Consider the following 23,835-nt stretch of genomic DNA (forward strand, 5'->3'; position numbering starts at 1 on the left):
TCCCATGATCAGAGTGCTGCTGGCGGAGGACCAGGGCATGATGCGCAGCGCGCTGGCCCTGCTCCTCGACCTGGAGGACGACCTCGAGGTCGTCGCCACGGTCACCCGGGGCGACGAGGTCGTGCCCGCCGCGCTCACCGCGCGCCCCGACGTCGCCCTGCTGGACATCGAGATGCCCGGGAGCAGCGGCCTGGACGCCGCGGCCGAGCTGCGGGACCGGCTGCCGGGTTGCCGGGTGCTGATCCTGACCACGTTCGGCAGGCCCGGCTACCTGCGGCGGGCGATGGAGGCGGGCGCCGCGGGGTTCCTGGTCAAGGACGGCCCCGTGGAGGAGCTCGCCGCGGCGATCCGCCGGGCCCTGGCGGGCGAGAAGGTGATCGACCCCGCGCTGGCCGCCGCCGCGCTGAGCGCCGGTGCCAGCCCGCTGACCGATCGCGAGCGGGACGTGCTGGCCGCGGCGGTCGACGGCGCGACGATCTCCGACATCTCCCGGCGGCTGCACCTGTCGGAGAGCACGGTGCGCAACTACCTGTCCGCCGCGATCGGCAAGACCGGCACCCGCAACCGCATCGAGGCCGCCCGCGCCGCCCGGCACAACGGCTGGCTCTGAACGACCGGCGCGGAACCGGCCGGACGGTGTCGCTGCTCATCCTCGGCGAGCCTCCGAGCGGTTTCCTCCTGAGGCCGCGTTCGCGGGGCGCCGGTCAGGCCCCGAGATCACGGACGACGGTGTCCAGCCGCTGGGCCAGCTGATCAAGCCGCTCCCCGCTCATCTCCCCGCTCATCTCCTCGCCGGCGAACTGGTCCTGCAGTTCGCGCCGGCTGATGACGGTCAGGCCCTCGACCTGGTCCGCGGGGACCACCCGGCACGTGCCATCAACGAGGATCAGCGTCGTGTCGGGTTCCGGCGACTCCAGCAGTTCGCGGACGTGATCTCGATCGACGAGTGCCATGGGTGCGTCCTTTCCCCGTTCGTCCGGCGTTCCGCCGGGAGCGGCCTTCGGAGGGGGTGGTTCGTGAGCAGTGCTCGGTCGTCCGGCCTGGGACGGGACGTGGCGCACCGGTCGGAGGAAACGTCGCCCGACCGTCCGCCAAGGGGAACGGGCGCCCGCGCGTGCCCTGCGCGTCCATGACGCCTCCCCCGAAGCCGATGACCCGGACTTGCCCGGTGTTACCCGGGAAATTCCGCCCTACACCGCTCCCCGTCCCGTGGCGAGCCACGATCCGCGCCTCCGGCGGCCTCTCGGCGCGTCAGGGTGCCGATGCCGGGAAGGGACCCGGCATGCCTTCACCGAATTCTGTTCTGATCTCTGGCGGGGTGGCGCGACGACTCTTCCGAGCGGTGGCCCGTGGGCGCGGCGGCAGGGCCCTGCACCCGGACGGCGCGGTCCTGCCCGGCGTCCTGACCGTCGACGCCCCTTCTCGCCGGCCGCTGGGGATCGGCGTGTTCGACGAACCAGGACGCACCGAGGTGACGACCCGGCTCTCCAGGGCCATGTCCCTTCCCTGGCCGCTGCCCGACGTCCTCGGGCTGGCGCTGCGGATTCCCGGTGGCGCGGGCGACGGGCGAAACCTGGACCTCCTGCTGTCCACCTGCGGCCGGTGGCCGGGAGCGGACCGGCTGCTGTGGCCGCGCACGAGCTTCACCGCCGGTCCGTACTCCACTCTCGCGGCCTACCGTCACCCGCGCGGGAGGGTGCGCCTGGTCGCCGCCCCGGCCGGTCCCGCCCTGCCCGCCGAGCCGCGGCGCCTGCGCCGGTCGCCGGCTCGCGGGCCGTTCACCTTCCATCTCCTTGCCGCCCCCGCCGGGAGACGGCCCTGGAGGTTGGCGACGCTGACCGTCCACGACGGCCCCGGGATGCCGGATGTGGCCTTCGACCCGGTCGTGAACGGCCATCCCGCGCTCCGCATGGCCGGCTGGTTGCGCCGCCTGCGGCAGGAGGCGTACGCGGGCTCCCGGCAGGGGCGTGACGCGCCGCCCGTGTCACATTGACCCTCCTCGGGGCGACTCCGGCGGATTCGTTGCCCCTTTCCCGAGTACTCGCCCCCATACCGGGTAACCGGCCATTTCCGTGGCGGCACCGTCACGGTGGTCGTGAGCGAGGGACTTTCGTGCGTGGAAGAACCTTCACCGGCCGGGATCTGTCCGGCGCGCCGAGCGGTCTCGCCAACCGGCCACTGACGACGTCTCCGCCGGACCCGCTCCGGCCGGACGCCTCCTCACCTCCCGCCCGCCGATGAGGGCCTCACCGGAAGATCCTTTTCCTTCCGGAGAAAGGAGTTCGCGGACATGAATCTCCTGTTCAAAGGGCTGGCGGTCACAGCCGCCGGCGTCGCCGCCGCCGCGGCCGGACGGGTGCTGACTCGCCCGCCGTCACCGAATCCCACCGAGTGGTACGCGCTCACGATCGACCGTCCCTCCGCCCTCCTGAGCGGGCCCGACCGTCCGGAGGAGCTGAAGCGCCTGGCCGAGGAGTGCGAGATGCGCCTGACCGCCGCTCCGGGCGGGCGCGGGACCGAGGCGGCCGTACGTTCCTCGCGAGCCGATCATCGGGAGCGGCTGCGCGCGGTCAAACAACGGATCGAGACCGGCGAGGTGTTGCGCGTCGAGGGCCAGACCGAGGGCCGCAGGACGGCGACGGGCCGGTTCGGGCTGCCCCTCGCCAAGCGACTGATGCGAGGGGGAATCCGGTGAAGGCCATCTGCTGGACGGGCGTCAACGAGGTGTCCGTCGAGGACGTCCCCGATCCCGGGCTGCTCAACCGCCGCGACGCGGTGGTCAAGGTGATCGCCAGCGCCACCTGCGGCTCCGACCTGCACCTGCTCGACGGCTACGTGCCGACGATGATGGCCGGCGACGTCCTCGGCCACGAGTTCGTCGGGGAGATCGTGGAGGTCGGGCCCGACGTGCGCGAGCGCCGGGTCGGCGAGCGGGTGGTGGTGTGCTCGATCATCGGGTGCGGCGGCTGCCACTACTGCCGCCAGGAGATGTACTCGCTGTGCGACAACAGCAACCCCAATCCCGGGTTCCTGGAGAACTTGATCGGTCACTCGGGCGCGGGCATCTTTGCCTACTCCCACGCCCTGGGCGGGTACGCCGGCAGCCACGCCGAGTACGTGCGAGTGCCCTTCGTCGACGTCAACGCCTTCGTGGTGCCGGAGGGGGTGAGCGACTCCAACGCGGTGTTCGCCTCCGACGCGGTGCCCACCGGCTGGATGGGGGCCGACATCGGCGGGGTCGGCCCCGGCGACGTGGTGGCCGTGTGGGGGTGCGGCGGCGTCGGCCAGATGGCCATGCGCGCCGCCGCGCTGATGGGTGCCGAGCGGGTCATCGGCATCGACCGCTTCCCCGAACGGCTGGTCATGGCCGAGCGCCACGCCGGCGCCGAGACGATCGACTACGAGCGCACCGATCTCCTCGGCACGCTCAAGGAACTCACCGGGGGCCGCGGTCCCGACGTGTGCATCGAGGCGGTCGGCATGGAAGGGCACGGCACCGGCGCCCAGTACGCCTACGACCGGGCCAAGCAGGCCCTGCGGTTGCAGACCGACCGCGGCATCCCGCTGCGGCAGGCGATCCACGCCTGCCGCAAGGGCGGCACGGTCGCGGTACTGGGCGTCTATCTCGGTTTCGTCGACAAGTTCCCCATGGGCGCCGTGATGAACAAGGCGCTCACCCTGCGCAGCGGGCAACAGCACGGTCAGCGCTACATCCCGATGCTGCTGGAGCGCATGGCCAAGGGCGAGATCGACGCGGCCCACCTGCAGACTCACCCGATGAGCCTCGACGAGGGGCCTCGCGGCTACCGGCTCTTCAAAGAGAAGCAGGACGGTTGCGTGCGGGCCGTCTTCCGGCCCCAGGGACCGGAGGCGTGACCTCCGCACCGCGCGGGCACGGCGTCCCGCCGGCCCCGCGCGGTGGCGACCGCGCGGGGCCGTCCCATCGGTGTCGCCGTACGCGGTGGCGAACAGCGAAGACAGTGGTCACAGAGAGTGAAAGGCCGGGCGCGAGGGCCAGGACCGGGTGAGGTCAGAGAACGGGCGCGGGAGCGGGGTCGGGAGCGGGGTCGGAGGCGTCCTCGGTGAGCCAGTCGTGCATCATCGCGTAGGTCTTCTCCGCGATCAGCTTCTGGCCCGCGGCGTTGGGGTGGAAGAAGTCCCACTTGCTGAGGTGGCCGACCGTGAACCGCTGCCTGAACACCTCGTTGCCGTCGAAACGGCAGGCGGGGCCGTACGCCGCGCAGACCCTGGCGAGCGCGACGTTGTAGGCGGCCACCCGGGCGCGCACGCGGTCGCGGCGCGCCCGGTCGGCCGCCGAGGTCGAGGTGGGCCGCGCCAGCATGGTGGGGCAGATCCGGCCCACCGCCCAGAACCCGCGCGCCACCGGGTTGCCCTTGCCGATCTGCCACAGCCGCTTGATGTCGGGAATGCTCGCCACGAACACCCGGCCGCCGGGCCGCCCGGCCCGGAACAGCGCCAGGGCCTCGGCCACCCGCCGCTCGTAGACGGCCACCGGGGTCATCCGCCGCTCCTCGGACACGCAGGCGTCCTGGGCGCCGATCAGCACCGTCACGTAGTCGGCGCGCTTGCCGACCGCGCGGGCCATCTGCCCTGCGAGGTCGGCGCTGGTGGAGCCGGGGACGGCGAGGTTCACGTTGTGCCCGGCGACGGCCGCGTCCAGGGCGCGCAGCCTCACGTACTGGCTCCGGACGCTCTGGTGGTCACCGGTGGACCAGGAGCGCGAGGTGCAGGTGAGGTACCAGCCGCAGGCGTTGAACCCGGCGCTGATGGAGTCGCCGAGCGCGGCCATGACCACCGGCCGCCAGGGTTGCGCCGCCTGGACGGCTCCGGCGGGGGCCAGCCAGGCGGTCGTGAGGGCGCTCAGCCCTGTGAGTGCTGTCACAGTCGTGCGAAGCATGACACCTCCGCTGAGAGATCGCGTCTGCTTCGGATGTATCACCGCAGGCCAGGACAGTACGGCCCGTTGACCGAGTACCTTGGTTTTCTTGACACGGCGTGGCGGGTGTGCTGCCGGGAGAACCGCCGTCGAACACGTTCAGTTTCACGCATAGAGTGGCGGGGGTGAGTGTAGCGCTCGGATCAACCCGTCCTCTCGTGGTGACGACCACCCCCGTCGACGACCCCGGTGACCTGTTCGCACGACTGCCGGAGACCGCCCCCTACGCCTGGGTCAGGCACGGGGAGGGCCTGGTCGCCTGGGGTGAGGCCATCCGTCTGGCCGTGCCGCCCGGCCCCCGGCGTTTCGACTGGGCCCGTGACCGGCTCTCGGATCTCTTCGGCGAGGCGCACGTCGACGACGACGTGGTGGCGCCCGGCTCGGGCCCCGTCGCCTTCGGCTCGTTCACCTTCGACCCGGAGGCCCGCGGCTCGGCCCTCGTCGTCCCCCAGACCATCCTCGCCCGCCGCGACGGCCGCGCCTGGCTGACCACCGTCGGCGAACGGCGGCTCGACGCGGTCACCCCGCTCCGCACCCCGGGCAGGATCCGGTACGGCGACGGCAGCCTGACCGCGCCCGAGTGGGAGCACGCCGTGGCCAGGGCCGTCCGGCGGATCAGGTCGGGCCACCTGGAGAAGACCGTGCTGGCCCGCGACCTGACCGCCGTCGCGGAGCGGCCGATCGACGTCCGGCTGCTGCTGGCCCGCCTGGCCGACCGCTATCCGGAGTGCTACACCTTCTCCTGCGCCGGACTGGTCGGCGCCACCCCCGAACTGCTGGTCCGGCGTACCGGGGAGACCGTCGAGTCCCTGGTGCTGGCCGGCACGATCGCGCGGGGCGCCGACCAGGCCGACGACGTGGCGCGCGGCACGGCCCTGTTCACCTCGGAGAAGAACCGCCACGAGCACGCCTGCGCGGTCGCGTCGGTGCGCGAGGCGCTCGACCCGCTCTGCGCCGAGCTGAAGATCCCCGAGGAGCCCGAGCTCCTGGTGCTCTCCAACGTCCAGCACCTGGCCAGCCCGGTGAGCGGGCGCCTGTCGGACGGGGCCTCGGTCCTGGACGTGGTGGCGGCCATGCACCCGACCGCCGCCGTCGGCGGCACCCCCACCGGGGCGGCACTCGGCGTCATCCGGGAGCTGGAGGGCATGGACCGGGCCGGGTACGCCGGGCCGGTCGGCTGGATCGACGCGCGTGGTGACGGAGAGTGGGGCATCGCGCTGCGCTGCGCCCAGATCGAGGGCTCCAGAGCCCGCCTGTTCGCCGGCTGCGGCATCATGGGCGACTCCGACCCCGCCTCCGAGCTCGCGGAGGCCCAGGCCAAGCTCCGCGTGATGCAGTACGCCCTGGAGGGCTGACCCTCCGGGCTGACGCGCCGTCGACCAGGCAGTTTCCGTGTGGTCTGGTGACCACCCGGCGAATGGGCGTACCCTCACAAGGGCAATACATCGGACATTTCCGGCAAGAAACAGATATTTTCTCAAGCTCGGCGTCCTCTCGTCGCCGCACGGCCGGCCAATTCGTCAGGGAGAGGAAAACATGGCACTACTGACCACCGCCCGCCTCACGGTGCGTGACTGGAGTCCCGACGACGCCGCTGAGGCCCTCGACATCTACGGCGTCCCGGAGGTCACCCGGTGGCTGTCCCCGACGATGACGCAGCTCGAAGGCGAGCAGGCGATGCGCGCCACGCTGGAGTCCTGGACCCGCAGCCGCAGCGCCCTCACGCCCCCGCTGGGCCGCTGGGCGATCGTCCGCAACTCCGACCAGCGGGTCGTCGGCGGCCTCTCCCTGCGATACCTGCCGCCCGACGAGGAGGACATCGAGATCGGCTGGCAGCTCGCCCCCGACGCCTGGGGGAAGGGCTACGCCACCGAGGCCGGCCGCGCCCTGGCCGCGTGGGCGTTCTCCATCGGCGCCCACGAGCTCGTCGCGGTCGTCCGGGTGAACAACGACCGCGGCGCGGGAACGGCCAAGCGCATCGGCATGCAGTGGGTCGGGGAGACGGACAAGTACTACGAGACGCGCCTCAACGTCTACCGGCTCTGGCCGAGCGACCTCTCCCCCGCCGACAAGGACCCGCTCCGGCCCTGAGGGGCACCGGCCGACGCGCCGTTTCGTACGCGACGGCGCCGTCGGCCTCACCCGTCCTGCTCGCCGGCCCGTTGGACGAGCTTCCGCACGCGCAGGCAGGTGCGATCGTCGAGGCCGGCCGCGCCCGGCGCCACCGCCTCGGCCGCCGGGTGATCGCCGCTCCGCGACGGGTCGGCGGCCGGGGAGCGGCGACGGCATGACGGCGCACCGTCATCCAGGACCGGTGCCGGCAGATATTCGGCGTGTCCGCTCCGGCGCGCCCGAAGAGCGGCTGTGAGCCGAGGTGCGGCGGCATGGTCCACCATCGTGAGGCCGTCCTCGACCGAGACGAACCTGTACTCGTCGAGCTCGTCGTGCTGCAGGCTGATTCGATCCTCGTCAAGGACTCCGCAGTCGAACAGGAAGTACATGAGCGGGCGGGGCCGATCGTCTCGGGCCGGGACCCAGTCGACGACCAGCAGCGAACCCACCTTGAGATTCACTCCCAGCTCTTCGCGGATCTCGCGGGCGCACCCTTCGTGGGGAAACTCGTCGGCGTCGAGCGCTCCACCGGGAAAGAGCCAGAACGGCCGGTAATTGGGCTTGACCAGAAGAATCCGGTCCGCCGCGTTGGTGATCAATCCTCCCGTGGCGGCATACGCCGTCGACAACGAGGCGTACCAAACCTCAGGTGAAACCCATTCCCTACCAGCCATGTCCTGCCCCTGCCCTCTGGGTCCCGCCGCATCGGGTGGCGGCGGGAGCGGGTGATCGACCGGAGATCGGGGATCTGTCCGGCGGCCGGGAACCGGAGGCGGAATCCGGCATCAGGTCCGGTGGAGGACCACGAGACGCAGGCGGTCGCCCAGGTCCGTGTCACTCCTCGCCGGAGAACCGCTCCCAGGCGGACTGGCGGGTGACCCCGAGCGCCTCACCGATCCTGACCCAGGTGACGCCGCGCCGCCGCAGTTCGTGCACCCACGAGCGCAGGTCGGCCTCGGCCTGGTCGATGTGCGCGGCGACGCGCGGAATGTGGCTCAGCATCTCCCCGTCCGTCAACGACTCCCAGGTGGGCACGCGCGGCCTTGCCGGGCTGCCGAGGCCCCTCTCGATGATCGACGCGGAGAGGGCCACGCATTCGTTGCAGATGTACACCCCGGCGCCGGCGACCAGCTTGTCCACCTCGGTGTCCGGCTTGCTGCAGAAGGAACACCGAGCGAGCTCGGCCAGGGTGTCGGACGGTGTCACAGCGCCTCCCCGTGTGTCAGGATATCCCTGACAGCTTAAGAGGGCGGGGAGTCCCTGACAAGTGGTACGCGCGTCGCACCTCTCCGAAGCGCCTCGCTGACAACACCCGGCGACCGTGGTCGGGGTCGACTCGGGGGATGGCGACGTCGCTGGGCTGGTCTTGAGATCCTGGGATGCGGAGATCGGGGACACCGGGGCATCTGCCCTTGACGGAACGGCGCCGGAGTCGGCCCGGAGCGTGCTCCCGGCCGAGCCCCCGCGAAGCGCGGGAGGTGCGCCGGGTGGCCCCCACCGGCCTGGGTGACCACCCCGTCCATCCCGCCCTGCGGCGGCGCATCGAGATCGGCCTGAGCGACCAGGCACCGTACGTGGAACAGCCGGTCGGCGCGTCCATGCGGGTTCCCGGCACCTCGTCAGGGCGGGGTATCGATGAGAGCAGGCAGATTGAGGGTTCTAATCTGGGGAGATGGCATTCATTCCACGCCACACGTCGGCCGCGACGGCACTCGCTCTACTCAGCGTGACCGGCGTCGCCGCGGTGACGGTCGCGGCGTCCCCGCCGGTGACTCCTGCCCCGGACACCTCACAGGCGTTCACCGCCACGGTGACGCCGGTGTCCCCGGACCAGCTCCGGTATTCCTGGCGTCGGGGATGCCCGGTGCAACCCGGCGACCTCAGGATGATCAGCATGACCTACTGGGGCTTCGACGGCAGACCCCACACGGGAAAGATGGTGATCAACAAATCGGTGGCCGACCAGGTCGTCTCGGTCTTCAGGAAGCTGTACGGTCAGCGCTTTCCCATTCGGCGGATGCAGCCGGTGGAGGTCTACAAGGGCAGCGACGACGCCTCCATGGCGGCGGACAACACCTCGGCCTTCAACTGCCGGCGCGTCGGGACCACCGGCAACTGGTCGCAACACGCCTACGGCCTGGCGATCGATGTCAACACCCGAGAGAACCCCTACATCCATCCTTATCCGGGCGGCACCGTCGATCCCCCGAACGCGAAGGGCTACGTCCGGCGTCCCCTGGATCGGCCAGGAGTCATCAACCCCGGTGACGACGTGGTTCGCGCGTTCGAGAAGATCGGCTGGGGCTGGGGCGGATCATGGTCGACCGCGAAGGACTACCAGCACTTCTCCCAGAACGGACGATGACGCCTTCGCGCTGAGATCTCCCGATGCCGTGCCACGGTGGGAGCCGCCGGCGGCCGGTTCGACGGCGCGGGACCGCCGGACGGTGAGCCCTGGCCGGATATGAGCCGGGGCCGACGTCACCGCGCGACGTGGCCGAGAACGTCCGACGCGAGCCAGGAATCTACCATGAGCAAGGCTGTGACCTGGCCCTTAGCCATACCGAGCACGCCTCTCACCTGGCTAACCTGCACGTATGGACAACGTTGACCGGCGAGCGCCCGCAAGCTTGAGAACGGCCTCCCTCGTGAGCGCCGCTCTGCTCGCACTCGTCATGGCCTTCGGCGGGTTTTTCGGTGCCCGTGCCGCCTCCGCCTCCACGGCCGCCGCCCTGCCGCCCCCGTCGCCGGGACGGCAGCTCATCACCGTGACGGCCGACGCCTACCAGAGGAGCACCGCCACGCTGGTCGCCTACACCGCGGAGAACGGCCGCTGGGTGAAGGCGTACGGGCCGTGGACGGCGAACGTCGGGGAGAGCGGCATCGCCCCGCCGGGCCAGAAGCGGGAGGGCGACGGGCGCACCCCGTCCGGCACGTACGGGTTCGACTTCATGTTCGGGGTCAACCCCGATCCCGGTGTGAGATTCCCTTACCGGCAGGCGCTCTCCCACGACAAGTGGAACGACGATTCCGCCAGTCCCCTCTACAACACATGGGTGGACGCCCGCCACGCCGATCCGGGGACCACTCCCGAGGACATGATGAACCCCCCGGCCTACGACTACGGCGCCGTGATCGCCTACAACACCGAGAACCGCACACCTCACCTGGGTAGCGCGATCTTCCTCCACGTCAGCAACGGCGGGCCCACCAGTGGCTGCGTCAGCCTGCCGGTCGACGAACTGCTGCGGCTGCTGCGCTGGATGGACCCGAAGCGCTCCCCGCAGATAGACATCAGGGTCGCCTGACCAAGGAGCGACGGCCCGTACGAGCGCCGCGTCGACGATGCCACCGATCTTCCAGGGGCACTCGCCGACGTCGCGGAGCGCCCTGAAACGCACCTTGGGCCGGGCGTTCGCACGTTCGGCGGGGGCCCGAGCGCACCGTGGACCTTGTCGTGGCGGTGGGGAACCCGAGGTCGCCGGGCCTCGCGGGCCGTGCCGCCCCGCCGGAGGTCGGAAGTCGAGCTCAGGAGCCGAGATAGCGCAGCACCGCCAGGACGCGGCGGCTGTAGCCGGTGACGTGCAGCAGGCCGAGCTTGTCGAAGATCGCGTTGACGTGTTTCTCGACAGCGCTCTGGGAGACGTGCAGCCGCTCGGCGGTGGAGGCGTTGGTCAGGCCCTGCGCCATGTGGTCGAGCATCTCGCGCTCGCGGGAGGTGAGGCGGCTCAGCGGGTCGGCGTGGGTGGTCCTGGCCAGCAGCTGCCGTACCACCTCCGGGTCGAAGGCCGCTCCCCCGGCGCCGACGCGGTCGAGCGCGTCGAGGAAGTCGGCGACCTGGGCCACCCGGTCCTTGAGCAGGTAACCCACCCCGTCCACGTCACCGGTCATCAGCTCGGTGGCGTAGCGCTTCTCGACGTACTGCGACAGGACCAGCACGCGCGTCCCCGGGTGGCGGCGCCGGATCTCCAGCACCGCCCGCAGCCCCTCGTCGGTGTGGGTCGGAGGCATCCGCACGTCGGCGACCACCACGTCGGGCCGGTGCTCGGCGACCGCGGCGACGAGCGCCTCGCCGTCGCCGACCGCGGCCGGCACCTCGTGGCCCTCCTCCAGCAACAGCCGGACCAGCCCCTCACGCAGCAGGGTCGAGTCCTCGGCCAGGATCACCCGCACGGAAGCTCCGCGGTGATCACGGTGGGCCCGCCGGGCGGGCTGTCGACGCCGAAGCGGCCGTCCAGCGCGGCCACCCGCCGCGCCAGCCCCGACAACCCGCCGCCCGCCGCGCTCGCCCCGCCCACGCCGTCGTCCTGTATCCGCACGACGACCATCGTGTCGCGTTCGCGAACCTCGACGGTGATCGTGGTGGCGCGGGCGTGCTTGGCCGCGTTGGTCACCGCCTCGCTGACGACGAAGTACGACGCCGTCTCCACCGCCGTCGGCGGCCGTGCGGACAGCTCGCAGACGACCTTGACCGGGACGCCGGAGCGCTCGGCCACCCCGGCCAGCGCGTTGGCGAGCCCGAAGGCGTCCAGTCCCGACGGGTAGACCCGCCAGGCCACCTCGCGGAGCTCGGCCAGCGCCTGCTGCGCCTCCTCGTGCGCCTGCGCGAGCAGTTCGGAGCGTCCTCTGCGCGCCCGCCCGACCAGCATGGACAGCGCCACCAGCCGTTGCTGCAGCCCGTCGTGAAGGTCCCGTTCGATCCTGCGCCGCTCGGAGTCGACGGCCGCCAGCGCGCCCGCGCGGCTCTCGGCCAGCTCGGCGATGCGGCGCCGCAGCGCCTCGGTGGGGTCGCGTCCGAGCATGCGTACGGCCAGCCGCCGCTCCAGCGCGTACACCCCCACCAGGCCCGACAGGTCCAGGAACAGCAGGACGAGACCGGCCAGGAAGGCGTAGGCGAGCAGTGGCACGCTCGGCGTCATGCCGTCGACCGGCAGGCCCCTCCCCCAGGACCAGGCGAGGACGACGGCCACCCCGGCCCCGATGACGAGCAGGGCGACGACCAGGCCGCCGAGCACGCCCACCGGCACCCTGGCCGCCAGGTAGCGCGACTCCCGCCCGTCCGGGCGATCCGCGTCGAGTCCGAGGGCGGCGGGATCGAGACGCAGGCGGCGGGCTTCGAGCACGGCCAGCCTCCGGGCCGCCCCCCGCACGGCCGGGCGACCGGCGAACGGCAGCGCGAGCGGCAGGAACACCACGCCGAGCAGGGCGGTGACCGCCCCGAGCACCACCGCGCACAGCAGCCGCAGCCCCTCAGCGACGGGACGCATGCCGCCCCCGTGCCGCTCGATCGGCCCGGCGCCCGCGAACACCGGGACGGCCGGGGGCACCGGCGCGATCACCGGCCCCGCCCCCGGCACCCCGCGGCCTTCCATCGGTCCAACCGGCCCATCTGACATGCCCCAGAGGCTACAAACGATCGGGACATGACCGGAATGGGGTACGTGGCCGTTTCGGGGCTGCGGAAAACCACACCCTGCCGGAAGCCGCGGGGACGCACGGGCACGGGTCTCAGCCCGCCGGCGGGAGCAGGGCACCGAGTGCGGCGGCACCGTCGAGGAGGGCTCTCGACCGGGCGTCGACGCTCGCGTCCCTGGCGGCCAGCGTGGCCATCACCTCGTCCCAGCGGCGGGCGCCTCGCAGCTCCGGCATCAGAGCCCGGAGCGAGGCGACGCGATGGCCGGCCAGGCGCAGCTGGTGGACGATCCGCGCGTCCCGGACATCGTCCGGGAAGTACCGTCGCGGTCCCCCCGGGGAGGTTCGCCGGGGCACGACGAGACCCTCCGCGTCCCAGTGCCGCAACGTCGAGGGGCGCACACCGAGCGCGCCGGCGAGCTCGGAGACGCTCATCACGTCCGAGGGGCGTACGTCGCCGATCGACTCCCCGGAGATCGTCGCGGCGGCCTCCCGGGCCAGCTCGAGTTCCCGCCGCTCGGTGTCGAGCCGGGCGTGTGCCGCGTCGAGCAGGGCGAGCAGGTCCGAGGCGGGATACGCGTGCGCCGCGCGCATGATCTTCTTGGCTTCGACCGGCCCCGCGCCGGCCGTGAGGGCCCGATAGGCCATCGCGGAACACAGATGCGCCTCGTCGTAGATCCGGTACCCCGTGCCGGTGCGCGTCGCCGGAGGCAGCACCCCGTCGCGCTCGAGATTGCGCACCTGCTGGACGGAGCACCCGGCATGCCGCGCGACATCGATCGTCCGCATATTTCCTGATTTGCGACTTCCCACCCGTCCACCTCGGCGTGTTCGGGGCAAAGTCTCCACAAGCACGTGAATGACACGCTACAACACATGAGTATCGACGAGATCATCGAATTCCTCGCCGGCCTCGACGGGATCCTGATCCTCCGGCCGGCCCGCGGCGACGGTTCACCCGAGATCAGCTGGGGCGACACGTTCTTCTACTACGCGCCCGACGGCGAGGTCCCGAAGGCGACCCAGCCCTTCGCGACGATCGTGACGAAGGACTACCCTGGCGACGAGCTGTCGCGGCTGAACCGTCCCGGCGTCTTCCGCCTGAACGTCTTCGCCGGAAAGGACGCCTTCGCCGGCTGGACGGGCCGGCAGCCGCGCGACGCGGTCACGGACGAGGCCGACCCGGGCGAGGCCGACTCCGTGATGGCGCACCCCGTGTACGGCACGCTGGGCTGGCTGGCCGTGGTGAACCCGGGGCCGCGGACGGAAACGGCGGTCCGGGAACTGCTCCGCACGGCCCACGACCTGGCCCGCTCTCGCTACCGGCGGCGCGCCGGATCGGCGTCACCCTGATCCGGGGGCGGCCGGAACACGCCGGTGGCGAAGGCGGGCGAAGGACGAGGTCTCTACAGGACGAGGGTTTCCAGGTCCACGGCGTCGGCCATGACCCGAGCGCCCTCGTCGTTGAGGTGCATGCCGTCGCCGCTGTCCAGGGCGGGGTGGATGTGGTCGGGGTCCTCGGGGTTCCCGACGGCTCGGGCCACGTCGAAGACGGCGTCGAAGGTGCCGGTGGTACGGATCCAGTCGTTCACCTCGCGTCGAGCGGCGAGGCCCGCGGGGGTGCTGATCCCAGGGTGGGCGCCCGCGAAGGGGCCGATGGTGGCGGCGAGGATCTTCAGGCCGGCCTGGTGAGCGCGGTGGGCCAGGGTCCTGAAACCCTCGATGAGCGCCTCGGAGGTGGCGGGAGGCTCGCCGGTCATGCCGGGGAGGACGAGGTCGTTGATGCCGAAGTGCACCAGGACGTGGGTCAGGCCGGGAACCGGGAGAACGTCGCGGTCGAAGCGCGCCAGCGCGTGCTCGCCGACCTCGTCCCTCAGAAGGCGGTTTCCGGCGATGCCGTGGTTGACGACCCATCCTCGCTTCAGGCGCCGGTTGAGGAAGTCCACGGAGCGGTTGTTCGCGCCGGTCGTGGAGCCGACGCCTTCGAACCATGAGTCTCCGAACGCCACGGCGATCGCGGTGTCGTCCGGGGTGAGCACGTCCACGCCCGAGACGTAGAACCTGGCTTCCGCCCGCTCGCCCTCGGGCGGCGCGGGAGACGTGACGTGGTCGCCGCCGGCTATGTGAGCGGTCTCCATGGGCATGTGGGAATAGGTGGCCGGACCCGTCTCCTCGGGGAGATAGAGGCTGAGGAACAGGTCGTCGCCGGAGGCGATGGACAGATCCACCGGATCGCTGACGATCTCCTCTCCCGGCGGGATGGTGAGCCTCGCGGCGCCGTCGACGGTGAGGCCGACCCGCCCGCGCTCGGTGGCGGCCGCCGCGGCGGCGATGGTCAGGGGGGCGCGGCCGTAGCGGTTCGTCAGGCGCACGCGGAGAAGCTCTCCTCCGCCGGCCATGTGCAGCACCTGACGCACCGTCTGGTCCGCGAAACCGCGTGGTTCGGTGAACCGGATCCGCCCGTAGGGACTGATCACCGCGGTGCGGAAGCCCGCCGTCCACTTCATGCTCGCTCGATTCGTTGCCATGGGCATATCGCCGATCAAATGAGGACGGGACGATACTGCGGGAATTCACAACTGTCGTGTCGGTGATTTCCGGCGAGCCGGTCACCGTCAATGACACGCCGGATCCACAGCGATGTCCGCCCGTACGAGAACAGTCATAACGGGATGAAGAACTTCCGGTCGTTCACGCGGGAACGTTAATTCCTTTCGTTCTCGCGTGAGCCGGTGATCCCGCCCCGGGCGCGTCGTCGCCCCTGCCCCCGCCGGGGGCGGCCGACGCCCGCGCGGCGTTTCTCACCGGCGAGCCGCGGGGCTCGCACCGTGGAGTCCCAGCATCAGGCGGAGCTGGGACAGCAGAACGCCACGGAAGTCGGCGGGAGCCGGCGGCGCGGGATGGCGCAGGACCCTGAAGACGATGACTCCGATCAGAGCGGAGATCAGGAAGTCCGTCACGTCGTCGGGTCCATGGACGAGAGTGAACTCGCCCTGCTCACCGCCTTCCCTCACGGCGGCCAGGAAGGGCGCCCGGTAGCGCTGCTGCACCTCCGTGCTGTAGGCGCGAAGTTCGTCGTCCCGCATGGCAGACCGCCAGAATTCGACGAGCATCCGCCGCGTGCGATCGGAATTGTTCAGGCTCCGATCGATCATGGCGACCAGTCGCTCCCACGGATCGCGTTCGGCGGCGGCCGCCGCTTCCAGGGCCGCCACCTCCCGATCGACGGAGAGCCCCATGGCCTCGATGACCATGTCCTCACGCGAACCGAAGTAATTCTGCAGCGTGCTGATCGCGACACCGCTGGCAGCCGACACGTCGGCGAAGCGGGTGTTTTCATAGCCGCGTTCGGCGAGCACATTCATTACCGCATCCAGGACGAGAGTTCGTTTCTCCCCGCCCGCACGCCTTTTCCGGTTCGCTATAGGCATGGCCGTACCATACGTTCATGCCTGGTGGTGGTCAAACCATGGAGAGGCGCGTCCGGACGGTTGCGAGTCATTCCCGCAATGCAAAAGGTGTGCACGTCCGGCATCGCCGCCCCGGAACTTCGCATCCGGGGCGGCGATGCCCTGGTGCCACCCCGCCCGTGCGGCCGGAGCCGGCGCGACCGGTCGATCGCGGCGGACGCCGCCGCGCGGCGGGGAAACAGCGGCGGGGAAACAAAGGCGCACGGTGTCCCGCGACTACGCCAGGGGCGGGATGTTGTGGTTGTGGCGGAACACGTTGCGCGGGTCGTACATGGTCTTCGCCGCCTGCAGCCGCTCGTAGGTCGGCTCGTCATACGCCAGCCGCACGCTCTCGACGGAGGCGTCGGCCGGCGAGAGGTAAACGGGGTGCTTCCGGCCGCCTCCGGACGCGACGAGCCTGTCGATCAGTTCCAGGCCCACGTTCTCGCTGTCCTTCACATCGCCGGGCGCGACCGCTGCCAACGTGAACGCGGCGAAAGCGGCGTCGCGCCGTCCCACCGCGTTGGCCCGCTCCGGAGCCTTCGCGAACGCGCCACCGAGATGGGTCAGGTTGACCATGGTGACAGGCGTGCCGGAATCCGTTCCGACGACCTCCAGGATCGCCTCCATGGCCGAGGGGGGCAGTGCGTCGAGCACGGTGAAGTGCTCCACGGCGGCGCCCGGTTCGGCCGGGTCATCGGTGATGGCGGCGATGTTCGCGGCGGGCATCACGGTCACGGTGTCGGCGAGTACCGGCGCGGCCGCCCGCAACGGGGCGACCAGTGTCTCACCGTCGTCCGCCGAGCCCAGGTAGGAGATCCGTACGGAGACGGTGAGCTTTCCGCGCATGAACTCGGGAATGAACGGCAGGTCGGGCGCACGCAGGAAGACGATCGACGAGGTCATGTCGTCGGGCGCCGCGGCGGTGAACCGCTGGTAGGCCTGCAGCACGGCGCGAGCGTTCTCACCCGGGAACTGCAGCGCTCCGGCGTACAGTTCCGTTACGGGGAACAGGCCGAACTCCATCGCGGTGACGACGCCGAAGTTGCCTTTCCCGCCGCGCAGGGCGAAGAACAACTCCGCGTCGGACTGCGGCGTGACATGACGGAGCAGGCCGTCCGCGGTCACGACGTCGATCGCCAGAACATGGTCGGCCGCGTAGCCGAAGGCCCGCCCCAACGCGACGCTCACCCCGCCGCCGAGCGTGTAACCGACGACACCGACCTGCGGCGAGGAACCGGCGAGGGGCGCGAGCCCGACCTTGGCGGCCTCCTGCACCACCTGACCCCAGCGGACGCCGGCTTCGACCCGGGCGGCCTTCGCCGCGCCGTCGATGCGCACCTCCGTCATGCGACGCGTGGTGATCATGACGGCTTCCCCGGGAACGGACACGGAGGGACCGTGCCCGGTGTTGAGGACCGCGACGGGGAGATCCTGCTCCGCGGCGAAGCGCACCGCCGCCTGGACGTCCGCGACGCCGGTGGCACCGATGATCACGCTCGGGCGATGGGCGACGGCCATGTTGAACACCGACGCCTCGTCGGCGAAACCGTCGTCCTCCGGGAAGAGGACGGGCCCTTCGACGGATGAGAGCAACGAGGGACGTGAACGGAGGGGCATGGGGATGTCTTTCCGATCTTGTTGTGCGCAGCCGGTGCGAACCGGGTGCCGATGGCCGCAGGCGCGTCGGAGGCGGTCGTCCGCCGCCCGGCACATATGTGGGGTTGCCCGGCATGCGATCCGTGATCCACGGTCGACCGCCCTGCGTTCTGTTCGAGCCGACCGTCATGCGATCGGCATGGCGATACGGTAGCACGATACCGATTTGTGTGCGTTTCCGAGGCTTCCCCCGCACCACCCGGTGACGCCCCCGTTAGACCCGGCCCGCCGCAGGGCCGGCCACGATCACTTCGCCCCGGCCTGACGCTCGGCGACCAACCGGAAGACGCGCTTGAACTCCGCGTACGCCTCCTCTCCGACCGCCCGCGCGTGCTCGGCCTCCATCTCCACGAGGACGGCGTCCGACTTCACCATGTGATCGAGGCCCAGCTCGGTGGGCACGACGAGCTTGGCCCTGCGGTCGGCGGGATCCGGCCGCCGCTCCACATACCCGAGCGCCACCAGCTCGTCCACCAGGTTGCCGATCACCTGCTTGTGCTGGCCCGACTGCGCGGCCAGGTCGGACGCCCGGCTGCCCTCCACGTCCAGGTAGGCCAGCACGGCCCCGTGCCGCGGCCTGACCTGCGCGTGCCCCATCTCCGCCAGCCGGGAGAACAGCTCCTTCTGCAGGCTGAACAGCGTCCGGCTGGACAGGATCCCCAGGTCGGGCAGCTCCCGCTTGCGCTCGCTCCTCGACACCGCACGCCTCCCATTTAGTCACTAATTTTGACTGTCACTGATTTTGACCATATTGTCGTGGTGTGACGACGACAGTGGAAATCACCAGGTTCCGCGTCTCCCCGGAGCACGCGAGGGACCTTCTGGCCGCCCGTGACGGGATGATCGCGGACTTCCAGGCCGACCGGGACGGGTTTCTGGGCGCCAGGCTCGTCCAACTGCCCGGCGGCGAATGGCTGGACATCGTGGAGTGGCGCTCGCCGGCCGACTTCGCGGCCTCCCGCGCCAAGGGCGGCAACCTGCCGGGAATCCAGGCCTTCTTCGCCCTGATCGACGAACTCGTTTCCACGGAAGAGGGGACATCACGATGACCATCCTGATCACCGGTGCCAACGGCACCGTCTCCACGGAGGTACTGCGCTCACTGCGGGGCACGGCGGACCTGCGGGTGCTGGTACGCGACAGGGCCAAGGCGCCGTCAGGCGCCGAGGTGGCGGTCGGCGACCTCCACCACCCGGACACGCTGGGCCAGGCCTTCGCGGGCGTGGACACGGTGTGGCTGCTGACCGCGATGGGCCCGGACTCCACGCACGCCAGCGGCAACGCGCTCTCGGCGGCAAAGAAGGCGGGCGTGCGGCACGTCGTCCGCATGTCGGCCATCGGCGCGGGGCACGACGCCCCGACCCGCAACGGCCGGCTGCACGTCCTGTCGGACATCGAGCTCTCGGCCTCCGGCCTCGGCTGGACCGTCATCCGCCCGGCGTACTTCATGCAGAACATTCTCGGCTCGGTCGACGGCGACACCTTCTACGGCGCTCCCGGGGAGGGCCGGATCGGCATGATCGACGTGCGGGACATCGCCGACTTCGCCGCCGCCGTGCTCCGTGACCCCGCACCCCACCACGGGGAAACCTACACGCTCACGGGACCGGAGACGATCAGGCTGCGGGACATGACGGCCACGCTGTCGGAGGTGTACGGCAGGCCGCTCACCTACCGGCCGCTGGACCCTGACGACGCCTATCCCGTGCTGCTGAAGGCCGGGATGAAGGAGTGGGACGCGGAGGTCACCCAGGAGTACCTGAAGGCCTACGACGCGGGCTGGGGCGACTACACCACGCCCACGTACACCGCCGTGACGGGCCGTCCGGGCAGGACGTTCACCCAGTTCGCCCGCGACTACGCCGACCAGATCGGCGGGTGAGGCCGCGCCGCCGGACCGGTCGCCCGGCGGGCGTGTCACGAACGGGAAAGGGCCCGCCGGGGCAGGAGGGGTAACGGCCGGGGAAGGAGACCCGGCGCGAACCCCGCCGCGACCCGGCAGGCCCTTCGGCGCGTCCACGGCTACGCGTGGTGCCTGCCCTTGCGCCGGTCGGACAACCTCACCACGATGAAGACCACCACGGCGAGGATCACGATGCCCAGCACCGCCTTCGACACCACCCCCATGTAGCGCTCGACCAGATCCCACTGCTCACCCAGCAGGAACCCCGCCATCACGAAGGCCGTGTTCCAGATGAGGCTGCCCAGGGTGGTGAGGAGGGTGAAGACCAGGATCGGCATGCGCTCGACCCCCGCGGGGATCGAGATGAGGCTGCGGAAGATGGGGATCATCCGGCCGAAGAAGACGGTCTTCCTGCCGTGCCTGGCGAACCACGCCTCGGTCTTCTCGATGTCGGAGACGCTGACCAGCGGCAGCTTGGAGGCGATGAACACCACGCGTTCCCTGCCCAGCAGGGCTCCGACCGCGTACAGCGCCAGCGCGCCGACCACCGATCCCAGGGTCGTCCAGAGCACGGCGTCGAACAGCCCCATGTTCCCCTTGCTCGCGGTGAACCCGGCCAACGGCAGGATCACCTCGCTGGGCAGGGGCGGGAACAGGTTCTCGAGTGCGATCGCCAGCCCCGCCCCGGGCGCACCCAGGGTTTCCATAAGGTTGATCGCCCATCCGGCGATCCCGTCGACATTCGGTGAACTCATAGGGACAAGGCTACGGAGAGCCGCGTACGGTGTGGATGCGGAACGCTCCCCGCCTCGCCTGGCACGCGCCGCAGAGCGCGGCTGCGGAAAACCACAGCCGCCCGCGGCGCGGCCGTGACGGCCGGGCGTTTTCCGAGATTCCCGCACGTCAGCGAGGTGTCGAGCGGTCGGGACGGGGATGGCGGTGCCGCCCGCCGGGCCCGTCACGGCCCGGGGACGGGCGGCCGTGGCCGCCGATCGGCGCCCTCGCCCCTCGCCGAGTGTGACCCATCCCACATTCGCCGCCCCCGGGGCCGGCGCGTATCCGGGATCCTCCCGGGGAAGGATCTCAGGTTCGCACCCGAACCCGGCGCGGGTCACGGCGCGGGCCGGGCACGGGTCAGGCAGGAACCCGGCGAGAGCCCGGCGCGGATCAGGCGCGGGTCAGGCGCCTCCGAGGTGGATCGCCTCGCCCGGCTCGATCCCGGCGCGTCCGGCGGTCAGCGTGGCGACCCAGCCGGGGAAGGCGGGCAGGTCCCGTTCGCGCACCGCGACACGGAAGCCGACCTCCTCGCCGTAGACGACCTCCCTGACCTCGTACGGCGAGGCGCGCAGGTCGTTCTCCAGCCGCCCGGCCCTGACGTGGTCCACGGTCACGGTCATCACCCTGGCGGGCACCATCTCGACCAGCGGCGTGAGGTCCAGCGTCTTGCCGACCGACGAGCCGTACGCCCGGACCAGGCCCCCGGCGCCGAGCTTCACCCCGCCGAAGTAGCGGGTGACCACCGCCACCGCGTCGGCGACGCCCCGGCGCAGCAGGGTCTCCAGCATCGGGGTCCCGGCGGTGCCGCCGGGCTCGCCGTCGTCGTCGGCCCGCTGGACCAGGCGGTCGCCGCCGATCACGTACGCCGAGCAGTTGTGCGTGGCGTCACCGTACAGCCGCCTGCGCGTGGCGACGAACTCCCTCGCCGCCTCCTCCGAGGAGGCCGGGCCGACCGCGCACAGGAACCGGGAGCGCTTGATCTCGATCTCGTGTTCCGTGGTGTCCTGCGGAGTCAGGTACGGGTCGGGCACCCGGCAAGGCTATCCACCCGCCGGCCGCCCCCGGACAGGGCGGTCAGCGGGCCGCCTGGAAGGCGCGGCCCGCGCGGGTGACGGTCCCGTCGTGGCGGAACAGCCCGCTGTTGGGCTCGGTGTCGGAGGAGGGCAGGCCGAACCAGGCGTAGCGCCGCACGTACGGCAGGGAGGCCAGCATCTTGGTGGAGGCGGTGACGAACGCGGCCTGCTGGGCGTCACTCGCGTAGCGGGTGCCGTTCGAGAAGTCGATGAGGGCGTACTCGGTGAGCCAGATCGGCTTGCGGTAGCGCTTGTACACGGCCTGGACGTACGACTTGAGCTGGCTCACCGCGGGCTGGGTGCGGAAGTCCGCCCCGTACCAGTGCAGCGCGATGAAGTCGACGCGGTAGTCCCGCTCCTTGGCGCCGGCCATGAAGCGGTCCAGCCAGCCGCCCGGGGTGTCGGCGCCGAACGCGACGGAGGGGCTGCTGAGCACGCGGCCCGCGGACATGAGTTTCGGCCAGAGCGACAGCGCCTCCTCCACGCTCATGTTGGCCTGCTGGGGCAGGTCGGGCTCGTTGAAGGCGAGCAGGTAGGGTCCGGCGCTCCTGGCCTGGGCGAGGTTCTCCGGGGTGACGCTGCCCTTTCCCCAGATCATCGGGACGAACCCGTCGGCCCTGGGGCCGGTGATCCCCTCGCGGCTCGTGGACCAGGTGTAGTACCAGCTCGCGCCGGACTTCGCGAAGGCCGTGCTGAGGCCGGGCATCTTCCACACGCCCACGCCCTTCCTGGGAGAGCTCGCGACGGAGGCGGGCGGCGTCCGGGCCGGCGTGGGGGTGGGCGTGCGGGAGGCCTGCCTGCGGCTGGGGGTGGGAGACGGCGAGGGCTTGGGCGTGGCGCGCGCCGAGGGCGTCCGCGACGGTGAAGGCGACGGCGAGGCCGTCTGCGCGGGCACGGCCAGCGGCGGGGCGGGCTCGGGCGCGGGGGCGGTGAGCTGCCCGAAGATCAGGACGCCCGTGACGACGACGGCCGCCGCGCCGCCGATCGTGATCGGGGCCGGGGGCAGCGAGGACAGCAGGCCCGGCCGCGTCGTCTCGAGGGCGTGCGCACCGTGGGACGCCCCCCAGGTCGTGGCGTGCGCCACCGCCTCGACGGCGGGGGGAACGGCCTGGAGATGGTGCAGGGCGAAGCCGACGGGCAGGGGCAGCAGCGGCAGCCCGCTGAGCAGGCGGTCGATGGGCAGCAGGCCCGCCGTGCGCCCCTGGCAGAGGGCGCAGTCACGGATGTGCCGGGCGAAGCGCTTGCGCCACAGCGGGCTGGGGGTGCCGTTCCAGTTCGCGGTGAGGGCCCGCAGCTCGGGGCATCCGGACTCGGCGCGCAGCGCCCGCACGATGGTGCGCGCCGTCTGGACCTGCTCCTTCATCCGCTGGACGCGTACGGCGGCGTGGCGCCCCGACAGGCCGAGGGCTCCGGCGAGGTCGGCGCGATCGAGCTCGCCGGTCTCCTCCAGCCACCACAGGGCGAGGAGCGCCTGGTCGTCGCCGTCCAGCCAGCGGGTGGCCTCGGCGACCTCGCGGCGCTGGTCGGTGAGGCCGAGCCGCAGGATGGTCACGGCGGCGAAGTCGGAGGCGGGGTCGGGCATCTCCTCGGCGGTGTCGAGGTCGGCCCTGCGGTGCTGGGTGGTCCTGCGGTCCTGCTCGTGGTCGCGCACCTGGCGAACGGCGATGGCCACCAGCCAGGACCGGTACGCCTGCGGATCGCGCAGGTCGGGCAGGGCGCGGACGACCCGGAGAAACGTCTCTTGGACCACGTCGTCGACGTCGGAGTGGCCGTTCAGCGCCCGGCCGACGATGTTGTAGACGAGCGGGAGGGAATCGGCCACCAGGGCGTCCAGCGCCTGCTGGTCTCCGTCGCGCGCGGCGGCCACCATCGCCGAGTCGGGTCCGCCCCTACCGGTTCCGAGCATCGCACTCCGCTTCCTGTCGCCGTCCACGGTTCGTCGTCCCCGCGCAACGCCGGGCGCGGGGCAGGGACGATTGTCTCCATAACTCCTCATAGCGGAAGACCGATGAGCCCCCGCCATGGAGACCGGCGGCAGGTCAGGCGGACAACGAAAATTTTTCTTCGCGTCTTTTTTCACGTTTGTGTTGTCGCCCGTCCCCCCGCCGGTCTCCTGTGCAGGAGCAGAACACGCCCGGCGCCGGGCGTGACGGCGAAGGAGGCTCGCGACGATGGCATCGGGGAGACGCGCGGTGACACCGCTTCAGGACTGTATGTCCTGCTCAGCGCGGGGCAGGCGCGCACGGCTGGAGCAGAGCGACCTGTCCGCCCCGGCGCGATCGACGGGCGCCAGGCGCTGCGCTACCCGGTCAGCGGCGACCCGGCCGGGTTCCGGCTCTCGTCGGGCCCCGGTTCCACCATGCACGCCGGCTTCTTCAACGCCTGGCCCGGGGCCGAGACGGAGCGGCGCGTGCGCGACCGCATCCGCCCGATCGTCGAGTGCGGCGCCGACGGCACCCCCTGAGACGGCAGGTGACCGTCTTCGGGCGGAAG

At 71.4% G+C, this 23,835-nt stretch carries 26 protein-coding genes; 12 read left to right on the plus strand and 14 right to left on the minus strand.

Annotated elements, in window-relative coordinates; translation table 11 throughout:
• The first annotated feature begins 4 nt into the window (after nt 1–4).
• Nucleotides 5–610, plus strand: coding sequence for a response regulator (locus ACTOQ3_RS32885; RefSeq protein WP_440087426.1), 606 nt, complete (start codon nt 5–7; stop codon nt 608–610).
• Between the two features lie 94 nt (nt 611–704).
• Here the strand turns inward: ACTOQ3_RS32885 and ACTOQ3_RS32890 are convergent, their stop codons facing one another.
• The gene (locus tag ACTOQ3_RS32890) at nt 705–953 is read right to left on the minus strand and encodes a hypothetical protein (protein WP_440087344.1); all 249 of its coding nucleotides are present in this window, start codon (nt 951–953) and stop codon (nt 705–707) included.
• Nucleotides 954–1,342: 389 nt separating this feature from the next.
• On the opposite strand from ACTOQ3_RS32890, the gene ACTOQ3_RS32895 reads away from it, so the two are divergent.
• From ACTOQ3_RS32895 to ACTOQ3_RS32905, 3 genes are all read left to right on the plus strand, one after another.
• Entirely contained in the window at nt 1,343–1,993 is a 651-nt protein-coding gene (locus ACTOQ3_RS32895; protein ID WP_440087345.1) for a hypothetical protein, read from the plus strand.
• A gap of 297 nt (nt 1,994–2,290) precedes the next feature.
• A complete protein-coding gene (locus ACTOQ3_RS32900; protein ID WP_440087346.1) occupies nt 2,291–2,695 on the plus strand; it encodes a hypothetical protein in 405 nt (134 codons plus the stop codon).
• Nucleotides 2,692–3,876, plus strand: coding sequence for a zinc-dependent alcohol dehydrogenase (locus ACTOQ3_RS32905; protein WP_440087347.1), 1,185 nt, complete (start codon nt 2,692–2,694; stop codon nt 3,874–3,876). Before ACTOQ3_RS32900 ends, ACTOQ3_RS32905 begins: the two co-directional genes overlap by 4 nt.
• Before the next feature lie 154 nt (nt 3,877–4,030).
• On the opposite strand, the gene ACTOQ3_RS32910 is transcribed toward ACTOQ3_RS32905, so the two are convergent.
• Entirely contained in the window at nt 4,031–4,903 is an 873-nt protein-coding gene (locus ACTOQ3_RS32910) for an SGNH/GDSL hydrolase family protein (protein WP_440087348.1), read from the minus strand.
• 179 nt (nt 4,904–5,082) lie between these two features.
• Here ACTOQ3_RS32910 and ACTOQ3_RS32915 point away from each other — a divergent pair, with 179 nt between their 5' ends.
• Together ACTOQ3_RS32915 and ACTOQ3_RS32920 are read left to right on the plus strand one after the other, a co-directional pair.
• Nucleotides 5,083–6,312, plus strand: a complete 1,230-nt coding sequence (locus tag ACTOQ3_RS32915) for an isochorismate synthase (protein ID WP_440087349.1) — start codon at nt 5,083–5,085, stop codon at nt 6,310–6,312.
• A gap of 181 nt (nt 6,313–6,493) precedes the next feature.
• Complete coding sequence (locus tag ACTOQ3_RS32920; RefSeq protein ID WP_440087350.1) at nt 6,494–7,048, plus strand: GNAT family N-acetyltransferase; 555 nt, start codon at nt 6,494–6,496, stop codon at nt 7,046–7,048.
• A 47-nt stretch (nt 7,049–7,095) separates the two neighbouring features.
• Here ACTOQ3_RS32920 and ACTOQ3_RS32925 read toward each other — a convergent pair whose 3' ends face one another.
• Together ACTOQ3_RS32925 and ACTOQ3_RS32930 are read right to left on the minus strand one after the other, a co-directional pair.
• On the minus strand, nt 7,096–7,668 hold the full coding sequence (locus ACTOQ3_RS32925; RefSeq protein ID WP_440087351.1) for an NUDIX domain-containing protein: 573 nt from the start codon (nt 7,666–7,668) through the stop codon (nt 7,096–7,098).
• 235 nt (nt 7,669–7,903) lie between these two features.
• Nucleotides 7,904–8,275 (minus strand): ClpX C4-type zinc finger protein, encoded by a 372-nt coding sequence (locus tag ACTOQ3_RS32930; protein ID WP_440087352.1) that lies wholly within the window; start codon nt 8,273–8,275, stop codon nt 7,904–7,906.
• 466 nt (nt 8,276–8,741) lie between these two features.
• Between ACTOQ3_RS32930 and ACTOQ3_RS32935 the strand changes: the two genes are divergently transcribed.
• On the plus strand, nt 8,742–9,434 hold the full coding sequence (locus tag ACTOQ3_RS32935) for a M15 family metallopeptidase (protein ID WP_440087353.1): 693 nt from the start codon (nt 8,742–8,744) through the stop codon (nt 9,432–9,434).
• A gap of 283 nt (nt 9,435–9,717) precedes the next feature.
• Nucleotides 9,718–10,377, plus strand: a complete 660-nt coding sequence (locus tag ACTOQ3_RS32940; RefSeq protein WP_440087355.1) for a L,D-transpeptidase family protein — start codon at nt 9,718–9,720, stop codon at nt 10,375–10,377.
• Between the two features lie 220 nt (nt 10,378–10,597).
• On the opposite strand, the gene ACTOQ3_RS32945 is transcribed toward ACTOQ3_RS32940, so the two are convergent.
• The 3 genes from ACTOQ3_RS32945 to ACTOQ3_RS32955 all read right to left on the minus strand — a co-directional run bounded on the left by ACTOQ3_RS32945 (nt 10,598) and on the right by ACTOQ3_RS32955 (nt 13,270).
• Entirely contained in the window at nt 10,598–11,242 is a 645-nt protein-coding gene (locus ACTOQ3_RS32945) for a response regulator transcription factor (protein ID WP_440087356.1), read from the minus strand.
• A complete protein-coding gene (locus ACTOQ3_RS32950) occupies nt 11,233–12,465 on the minus strand; it encodes a sensor histidine kinase (RefSeq protein ID WP_440087357.1) in 1,233 nt (410 codons plus the stop codon). Before ACTOQ3_RS32950 ends, ACTOQ3_RS32945 begins: the two co-directional genes overlap by 10 nt.
• A 112-nt stretch (nt 12,466–12,577) precedes the next feature.
• Nucleotides 12,578–13,270, minus strand: coding sequence for a MerR family transcriptional regulator (locus tag ACTOQ3_RS32955; RefSeq protein ID WP_440087358.1), 693 nt, complete (start codon nt 13,268–13,270; stop codon nt 12,578–12,580).
• An 87-nt stretch (nt 13,271–13,357) separates the two neighbouring features.
• Between ACTOQ3_RS32955 and ACTOQ3_RS32960 the strand changes: the two genes are divergently transcribed.
• A complete protein-coding gene (locus tag ACTOQ3_RS32960) occupies nt 13,358–13,834 on the plus strand; it encodes a DUF6194 family protein (protein ID WP_440087359.1) in 477 nt (158 codons plus the stop codon).
• 53 nt (nt 13,835–13,887) lie between these two features.
• On the opposite strand, the gene ACTOQ3_RS32965 is transcribed toward ACTOQ3_RS32960, so the two are convergent.
• From ACTOQ3_RS32965 to ACTOQ3_RS32980, 4 genes are all read right to left on the minus strand, one after another.
• Nucleotides 13,888–15,009 carry an SGNH/GDSL hydrolase family protein gene (locus ACTOQ3_RS32965; protein WP_440087360.1) on the minus strand — a complete coding sequence of 374 codons (1,122 nt, stop codon included), beginning with the start codon at nt 15,007–15,009 and terminating at the stop codon, nt 13,888–13,890.
• A 273-nt stretch (nt 15,010–15,282) separates the two neighbouring features.
• Entirely contained in the window at nt 15,283–15,846 is a 564-nt protein-coding gene (locus ACTOQ3_RS32970) for a TetR/AcrR family transcriptional regulator (RefSeq protein WP_440087361.1), read from the minus strand.
• Nucleotides 15,847–16,167: 321 nt separating this feature from the next.
• Nucleotides 16,168–17,526: an FAD-binding protein gene (locus ACTOQ3_RS32975; protein ID WP_440087362.1), complete on the minus strand. Its 1,359-nt coding sequence runs from the start codon at nt 17,524–17,526 to the stop codon at nt 16,168–16,170.
• Between the two features lie 309 nt (nt 17,527–17,835).
• On the minus strand, nt 17,836–18,288 hold the full coding sequence (locus tag ACTOQ3_RS32980; RefSeq protein WP_440087363.1) for a MarR family winged helix-turn-helix transcriptional regulator: 453 nt from the start codon (nt 18,286–18,288) through the stop codon (nt 17,836–17,838).
• Nucleotides 18,289–18,350: 62 nt separating this feature from the next.
• On the opposite strand from ACTOQ3_RS32980, the gene ACTOQ3_RS32985 reads away from it, so the two are divergent.
• Both ACTOQ3_RS32985 and ACTOQ3_RS32990 read left to right on the plus strand, forming a co-directional pair.
• Nucleotides 18,351–18,638: an antibiotic biosynthesis monooxygenase family protein gene (locus tag ACTOQ3_RS32985; RefSeq protein WP_440087364.1), complete on the plus strand. Its 288-nt coding sequence runs from the start codon at nt 18,351–18,353 to the stop codon at nt 18,636–18,638.
• Nucleotides 18,635–19,471: an SDR family oxidoreductase gene (locus ACTOQ3_RS32990; RefSeq protein WP_440087365.1), complete on the plus strand. Its 837-nt coding sequence runs from the start codon at nt 18,635–18,637 to the stop codon at nt 19,469–19,471. Before ACTOQ3_RS32985 ends, ACTOQ3_RS32990 begins: the two co-directional genes overlap by 4 nt.
• A 140-nt stretch (nt 19,472–19,611) precedes the next feature.
• On the opposite strand, the gene ACTOQ3_RS32995 is transcribed toward ACTOQ3_RS32990, so the two are convergent.
• The 3 genes from ACTOQ3_RS32995 to ACTOQ3_RS33005 all read right to left on the minus strand — a co-directional run bounded on the left by ACTOQ3_RS32995 (nt 19,612) and on the right by ACTOQ3_RS33005 (nt 23,248).
• Nucleotides 19,612–20,247, minus strand: coding sequence for a DedA family protein (locus ACTOQ3_RS32995; RefSeq protein WP_440087366.1), 636 nt, complete (start codon nt 20,245–20,247; stop codon nt 19,612–19,614).
• 423 nt (nt 20,248–20,670) lie between these two features.
• Nucleotides 20,671–21,300, minus strand: coding sequence for a YigZ family protein (locus ACTOQ3_RS33000; RefSeq protein WP_440087367.1), 630 nt, complete (start codon nt 21,298–21,300; stop codon nt 20,671–20,673).
• A gap of 43 nt (nt 21,301–21,343) precedes the next feature.
• The gene (locus ACTOQ3_RS33005) at nt 21,344–23,248 is read right to left on the minus strand and encodes a sigma-70 family RNA polymerase sigma factor (protein ID WP_440087368.1); all 1,905 of its coding nucleotides are present in this window, start codon (nt 23,246–23,248) and stop codon (nt 21,344–21,346) included.
• 240 nt (nt 23,249–23,488) lie between these two features.
• On the opposite strand from ACTOQ3_RS33005, the gene ACTOQ3_RS33010 reads away from it, so the two are divergent.
• A complete protein-coding gene (locus tag ACTOQ3_RS33010; protein WP_440087369.1) occupies nt 23,489–23,806 on the plus strand; it encodes a hypothetical protein in 318 nt (105 codons plus the stop codon).
• The last annotated feature ends 29 nt before the right edge of the window (nt 23,807–23,835 follow it).

The sequence above is a fragment of the Streptosporangium sp. LJ11 genome, from assembly GCF_051918945.1.
Lineage (GTDB): Bacteria > Actinomycetota > Actinomycetes > Streptosporangiales > Streptosporangiaceae > Streptosporangium.

Bases quoted from the DNA above. Each gene is read 5' to 3' on its own strand.
- ACTOQ3_RS32995 (WP_440087366.1), bottom strand. From the start codon at position 20,247: ATGAGTTCACCGAATGTCGACGGGATCGCCGGATGGGCGATCAACCTT.
- ACTOQ3_RS32965 (WP_440087360.1), bottom strand. From the start codon at position 15,009: ATGGCAACGAATCGAGCGAGCATGAAGTGGACGGCGGGCTTCCGCACC.
- ACTOQ3_RS32890 (WP_440087344.1), bottom strand. From the start codon at position 953: ATGGCACTCGTCGATCGAGATCACGTCCGCGAACTGCTGGAGTCGCCG.
- ACTOQ3_RS32960 (WP_440087359.1), top strand. From the start codon at position 13,358: ATGAGTATCGACGAGATCATCGAATTCCTCGCCGGCCTCGACGGGATC.
- ACTOQ3_RS32955 (WP_440087358.1), bottom strand. From the start codon at position 13,270: ATGCGGACGATCGATGTCGCGCGGCATGCCGGGTGCTCCGTCCAGCAG.
- ACTOQ3_RS32935 (WP_440087353.1), top strand. From the start codon at position 8,742: ATGGCATTCATTCCACGCCACACGTCGGCCGCGACGGCACTCGCTCTA.
- ACTOQ3_RS32990 (WP_440087365.1), top strand. From the start codon at position 18,635: ATGACCATCCTGATCACCGGTGCCAACGGCACCGTCTCCACGGAGGTA.
- ACTOQ3_RS33005 (WP_440087368.1), bottom strand. From the start codon at position 23,248: ATGCTCGGAACCGGTAGGGGCGGACCCGACTCGGCGATGGTGGCCGCC.
- ACTOQ3_RS32900 (WP_440087346.1), top strand. From the start codon at position 2,291: ATGAATCTCCTGTTCAAAGGGCTGGCGGTCACAGCCGCCGGCGTCGCC.
- ACTOQ3_RS32970 (WP_440087361.1), bottom strand. From the start codon at position 15,846: ATGAATGTGCTCGCCGAACGCGGCTATGAAAACACCCGCTTCGCCGAC.
- ACTOQ3_RS32885 (WP_440087426.1), top strand. From the start codon at position 5: ATGATCAGAGTGCTGCTGGCGGAGGACCAGGGCATGATGCGCAGCGCG.
- ACTOQ3_RS32950 (WP_440087357.1), bottom strand. From the start codon at position 12,465: ATGTCAGATGGGCCGGTTGGACCGATGGAAGGCCGCGGGGTGCCGGGG.
- ACTOQ3_RS32920 (WP_440087350.1), top strand. From the start codon at position 6,494: ATGGCACTACTGACCACCGCCCGCCTCACGGTGCGTGACTGGAGTCCC.